At 70.6% G+C, this 5633-nt stretch carries 5 protein-coding genes; 2 read left to right on the top strand and 3 right to left on the bottom strand.

Going from position 1 to position 5633, the window contains the following annotated elements; all coding sequences use genetic code 11:
* Positions 1-182 precede the first annotated feature (182 nt).
* Complete coding sequence (locus HG543_RS51025; RefSeq protein ID WP_169352248.1) at positions 183-2129, top strand: SMI1/KNR4 family protein; 1947 nt, start codon at positions 183-185, stop codon at positions 2127-2129.
* A 608-nt stretch (positions 2130-2737) separates the two neighbouring features.
* Here HG543_RS51025 and HG543_RS51020 read toward each other — a convergent pair.
* The 3 genes from HG543_RS51020 to HG543_RS51010 all read right to left on the bottom strand — a co-directional run bounded on the left by HG543_RS51020 (position 2738) and on the right by HG543_RS51010 (position 4275).
* Positions 2738-3010 carry a hypothetical protein gene (locus HG543_RS51020; RefSeq protein ID WP_169352247.1) on the bottom strand — a complete coding sequence of 91 codons (273 nt, stop codon included), beginning with the start codon at positions 3008-3010 and terminating at the stop codon, positions 2738-2740.
* A gap of 116 nt (positions 3011-3126) precedes the next feature.
* Positions 3127-3804: a SanA/YdcF family protein gene (locus tag HG543_RS51015; RefSeq protein ID WP_169352246.1), complete on the bottom strand. Its 678-nt coding sequence runs from the start codon at positions 3802-3804 to the stop codon at positions 3127-3129.
* A 48-nt stretch (positions 3805-3852) separates the two neighbouring features.
* Positions 3853-4275 carry a response regulator gene (locus HG543_RS51010; RefSeq protein ID WP_169352245.1) on the bottom strand — a complete coding sequence of 141 codons (423 nt, stop codon included), beginning with the start codon at positions 4273-4275 and terminating at the stop codon, positions 3853-3855.
* 240 nt (positions 4276-4515) lie between these two features.
* Between HG543_RS51010 and atpG the strand changes: the two genes are divergently transcribed.
* Entirely contained in the window at positions 4516-5406 is an 891-nt protein-coding gene (gene atpG, locus HG543_RS51005; RefSeq protein ID WP_169352244.1) for an ATP synthase F1 subunit gamma, read from the top strand.
* The last annotated feature ends 227 nt before the right edge of the window (positions 5407-5633 follow it).

Genomic DNA, 5633 nt, shown 5'->3' with positions numbered 1-5633 from the left:
GTAGGGATGGGGAGTGCGGGTGCCGGGGGTTTTCCGGGTATGCCCTCGCGAGGGCGCGCGCGTGTCAGCCCCGGGGGTTTGGATCATCCCGGGCGAGGTGTCATCAAAAGGCAACACGCGCACTGCGCAGGAGGGCACACCCGCCGTAAGGTTGTGTCACAGAGTGTCGTCGTGGAGGGGTCATGCACGAGTGGTTGGAGGCACTGCGGAAGTCGGCGAAGGCAGCGGCATCTGGCGTCCCCGCGGAGGAGGTCCGCCGGGCGGAGACGGAGTGCGGCGTTCCATTCCCCGAGGAGCTTGCCTCCCTGTACCAGGCCATCAACGGAGGGGAGCTGAACGGTGACGTGCAGCTCTTCCCGCTGCATGGGCCCGAGGGCGAGCCGAGCGTCCTGGAGAAGTCCCGGCTGAAGCTGGTGGGGCTGCCCGCCGCCGGAGTGTGGCGCATTGGCGTGAAGGGGCATCACCGCCACCTGTTCGCCGCGCGCAAGTCGGCCATGGTGGAGCAGGGGGATGGCGGGGGACCGCTGCCCGGCTGGGTCGAGTCGCTCGGGGACGAGGACTGGGTCTACGGCACGTGGGATGGGGAGAAGCAGGAGCTGCGGCTGTACCGCACGCTGAAGGACATGTTCGACGTGCTCGTGCCTCCCGCCGAGGTGGAGAGCTTCGGGGAGCGCACCTTCGCGCGCGCGATGAACGCCGTGCTCCAGGGCGCGCTGTCCGGCGCCGAGGCTGACGAAGAGGACGAGGAGGCCGAGGAGGGCGACGGGGCCGCGACCGAAGCGGCCGAGGCGGATGGAGCGGGCGATGGAGCCGACGCGGCGGCGGTGGTGAAGGAGGCCGAGGAGGAGACGGCCTTCGAGGAGGAGGAGGAGGAGGAGGACGAGGTGCGCGAGCTCGCGTACGAGTACGACGATGACTCGTCCGCGATGAGCGATGAGGGGCGGCCCTTCGGTGGGAGGAAGCCGAAGCCGGAGCCCAAGAAGCCGGTGCGTCCCATCGGTCTCGGCGATGTGCGGACCTCGAAGGCGAAGCCCGCGGCGCGGAGCGTGGCCGTGGGCGGCGCGGGAGTCCTGCTGCCCCAGTCCGCGAGCGGCGCGGCGACGAAGGTGGACGCGGTGACGGAGGCCCCCGCCGGGGAGACCTCGGCTGCGAAGAAGACTCCCGCGAAGAAGGCCTCGGCGAAGAAGGCCGCCGCGGAGGAGACTCCGGCGGCGGACACGGCTCCCGTCGCGGAAGGCACGGCAACGACCGCCTCCGCCACGGAAGGAACGGCCGCGGCGGAGCCCGTCGCCACACCGGAAGCCCCCGCGCCGATGGCCGCCACGGAGCCTGCCGCCGCGCCGGAAGCTCCCGCGAAGAAGGCCGCCGCCAAGAAGGCCGCTACGAAGAAGGCCGCCGCGGAGCCGGGCGCGACGGCGCCAGAGGCCACGACCACGGCCGTTGAACCTGCTGCCGCCGTGGAGGCTCCCGCGAAGAAGACCGCCGCGAAGAAAGCCGCTGCGGAGCCTGCTGCTTCGGGAGGGGCCGCCGCGAAGAAGGCCGCTGCGGAACCTGCCTCTGCGGGAGAAGCTGCCGCGAAGAAGACCGCCGCGAAGAAGGCTGCTGCGGAGCCTGCCGTGACAGCACCGGCTGCCGCGAAGAAGGGGGCTGTGGGAACTCCGGCCGTAGCACCGGCTGCCGCGAAGAAGGGGGCTGTGGGAGCTCCGGCGGCACCGGCCGCCGCGAAGAAGGGGGCTGCGGGGACTCCGACGGCACCGACTGCAGCGAAGAAGGCCGCGAAGCCTGCTGCTCCCGCGCCCGCCGCGAAGAAGGCAGCTGCGAAGAAGGCTCCGGCGAAGACTGCCCTGGTTGCGAAGAAGGCTCCGGCGAAGAAGGCCGCCGCGAAGAAGGCACCCGCCACGAAGGCTGCCGCCAAGAAGGGTGCGGTTGCGAAGAAGGCACCCGCGGCGAAGAAGGCTGCCGCGAAGGTCCCAGCGAAGAAGGCACCCGCGGCGAAGAAGGCTGCCGCGAAGGCCCCAGCGAAGAAGGCCGCCGCGAAGAAGGCACCAGCGGGGGGCGGAGCCGCGAAGAAGGCGGCTGCGAAGAAGGCGCCCGCGAAAAAGGCCGCCGCGAAGAAGCGCGGTCGCTGAGCATGAGCGGGAGAGGAGCGGGCCATGGGGCCCGCCCTCGACTCGCGTCAGCAGAGTGGGTCGCAGGCGTCGTGAGGGGGGCGGGCACGGGGCCCGCCCTCGACTCGCGTGTGCAGAGTGGTTGCTTGCGTCGCGATGGGCGCGTCAGCAGAGCCCGCCCTCGACTCGCGTCAGCAGAGTGGGTTGCAGGCGTCGCGAGAGGAGCGGGTAACGGAGCCCGCCCTCGACTCTCATGAGCAGAGTGGGGTGATTGCATCACGAGAGGAGCAGGCAGCGGAGCCGCTCTCGACTCACGTGAGCAGAGTGGGGTGCCTGCGTCATGAGAGGCCAGGCCGCGCAAGGCCCGCCGTCGATTCGCGGAACCAGAGTGGGGCCTTACCTCGTGTGAGGTTGGGTAGCGCAAGCCCACGCAGCCCCGGCTCGTGCATCCATCGCGAGCCGCCTCCGTGGCGAGAGGTCGGGAGTCACACTCCCGCCCCGTCTCGGCTCACGGAGCCTCTTCCGCGCGACAGGCAGGGGATGACCCCCGTGGCCCGGTCTCGCGCTCCAGTGCCGCGAGAGTCGGGCGGCACTTCATCACCGCCCGACTTCACCCCTGAACCGGAAGGCTACCCCTCCGGAAGCTGGTCGCGGCGGATGGGGCGGATGCGGTCCTCCGGCTGGGCCGTCAGCTCCGCGCCCTCTTCTTCCTCGTCGCCCCGGCGGAACTCGTGAATCTGGTCCGGCAGGATGTCGCGGAAGTCCGGCTCATCCTCCAGCGGCGGAGTCGCCGCCAGGTCCTGGTCGGTGATGTTGATTTCCTCCTCACCGGTGTCCGGATTCAGGTGGCGCAGAGAGGTGGACTCACCCACGTCCTCTGAACCGAGCTTCTTGAATCGCATGGTGTCTCCTCGAGAAAGCGCGGTGGGTCGTCTGCCTTACGGCTCAACAATGAGAACCGGCGGAGGTCGCCGCAATTCTCGCCGCCCGCCTGCCTGCCACGCCGCCCGCTCGGACATCAGCGCTGCGGGAGCGCGGTTCGTTCCGCGGGGTAGACAGGCTCGACCTTCAGCAACACCATGGCGAGTGCCAGCACCCGCGACAGCGTCTCGCGCACCGTATAGCGCCAGGGAGTCGACCGGCCCTCGTCCGCCGCCACGCCCCACGCGTCGATGCCCACCGAGTTGGCGATGAACAGCGCCCGCGACAGGTGGAACCGCTGCGTCACCAACAGCGCCCGCTTCGCCCCGAACACCGTGTACGCCCGCAGGCAGCTGTCGTACGTCGACAGCCCCGCCTCGTCCCCCTGCACCGCGGCCTCCGGCACGCCGCGCTCCAGCAGGTAGCGCCGCATGGCCCGCGTCTCGTGGTGGAAGGGCTTCATCTGGTCCCCGCTTACCAGCACCGCCTGCACCTTGCCCTGGCGCCACAGGGCAATGGCCGCGTCCAGCCGCTGCGCCAGCACGGGGGACGGCACCGCGCCCGGCGCCAGCCCCGCGCCGAACACGAGCGCCACCGGGGCCTCGGGGGCCGTCTCCAGGGGGACGATGCGGTCCTCGTAGCTCACCCGCACGAGGTGCGAGAGGGCGAGCAGGCCCAGGCCCACCGCCATCACGGCGAGGAGGCCCCTGCGCAACCACACCCTGCTCGTACCGCCTGGCTTCATGGACCCCGAGAACACCGAAGGAGGGGCCATTGTGTTCCGCCGGCCCCTCTCCGGAAAGTCCCGCGAGGCCCCGCACGCTCAGGGCGAAGTGCCCGCCTGGGCTCCAGCCGATTTCAGCGCGTGGCGCTCGATGAGCTCCACCAACTGCCGCGGCTCCACCGGCTTCTTCAGGAACGCCGCCACGTCGTAGTTGGCCGCGTATACCGCCCTGTCCCGCGGGTTCATCGCCGCCATTCCCGCCGACAGGATGATGACCGGCACCTCCGCCAGCGCCTCGTTGCTCTTGCGCGTCGTCAGCACCCGGTGCCCGTCCATGACGGGCAGGGCCATGTCCAGGAGGATGAGCGACGGGCGCGGCGAGGTGTCGAGGTGCTCGAGCGCCTCCTTGCCGTTGGACGCGACCCGCACCTCATAGCCCTGGAGCTCCAGGTAGCCCTGGAGGGCCTCACGGATGTCCGCGTCGTCCTCGACGATGAGAAGGGGACCGCTCAACGCTGGCATAAGGAGCTCCGTGGGGGTGTGAGCACCCACTCAAGGTAAGGCGGCCTCCCACCAGGGGGAGCCCCTTCCGGAACGGCCCGGCCGCCTGCCCCATATCGGCTCGCCCGGGCCGGCGATCCTGCAACCCCCGACATGCCGCCGTTGACCGGCCCCCGGCCCACCTATATAGGGGGCCCGCTATCCGCCCCTGCTCCCACATGGGTGACGCGGGCTGAACGTCTCACAGGAGCTCCCGGTCCCATGGCGTCCCTTCGCGACATTCGCAAGCGCATCCGCTCGGTGAAGAACACGCGGCAGATCACCAAGGCGATGAAGATGGTCTCCGCCGCGAAGCTCCGCAAGGCGCAGGACGCCATCCTCGCGGCCCGCCCCTACGCGACGACGCTGGACCAGATCATCTCCGACCTGGCCGCGCGCGCGGGCGACGAGAGCCTCGCGCACCCCCTGCTCACCGCCCGTCCGGTGCGCAAGGTGGAGCTGGTGCTGCTGACGTCGGACCGCGGCCTCGCCGGCGGCTTCAACTCCAACGTCATCCGCCGCGCCAACCGCTTCCTCTACGAGAACACCGCGATGGAGCGCATCCAGCTCTCCACGGTGGGCCGCAAGGGCAATGACTTCTTCCGCAACCGCGGCCAGGCCATCCGCAAGGACTTCGGCGGCCTGTACCAGCGCCTGAGCTACCGCGCCGCCGCGGACGTCGCCGAGGAGCTGGTGGCCAGCTACCTCAATGGCGAGGTGGACGCCGTCCACATCGTCTACAACGAGTTCGTCACCGCCATCACCCAGAAGGTCACTGTCGCCCAGCTGCTGCCCCTGCAGACGCTCGGCGCCGCCGACGGCGCGGCCCCCACGCAGGCGGGCCCCACGGCGCTGGTGGACTTCAAGTACGAGCCGGACCGCCAGGCGGTGCTGGACCGGCTGGTGCCCCAGGCCGTCAACATCAAGCTCTACCGCGCGCTGCTGGAGAGCGTGGCCTCCGAGCACGGCGCCCGCATGAGCGCCATGGAGAACGCCACCTCCAATGCCACCGACATGATCGGCAGCCTGACGCTGACCTACAACCGCACCCGTCAGGCGGTCATCACCAAGGAGCTCATGGAGATCGTCTCCGGCGCCGAGGCCCTCAAGTAGGCTTCCGGCCTCCCGCGAGGTCTCCAGGGCCCGCCCTCTCCCGGGGGTGGGCCCTTCGTGTTTCGAGGGCCTCCCGGCAGCCCGCCCGGCGGCCCTCCGGGGGCGAAAGATGACGCTCCGCGCGCAAGGGAGTGGCGCCCGGCGGCTGGGTCCGCTAAGCCCGTCTTAATCCAGAAGTGCCCGGGAGGCTTGACCCTACGGGTGCCCCCCGGTAAAGGGGGCCCGCC

This window comes from Pyxidicoccus fallax, from assembly GCF_012933655.1.
GTDB lineage: Bacteria > Myxococcota > Myxococcia > Myxococcales > Myxococcaceae > Myxococcus > Myxococcus fallax.
The sequence above is the reverse complement of the archived record's forward strand: the minus strand, read 5'-3'. Positions and strand labels throughout refer to the sequence as shown.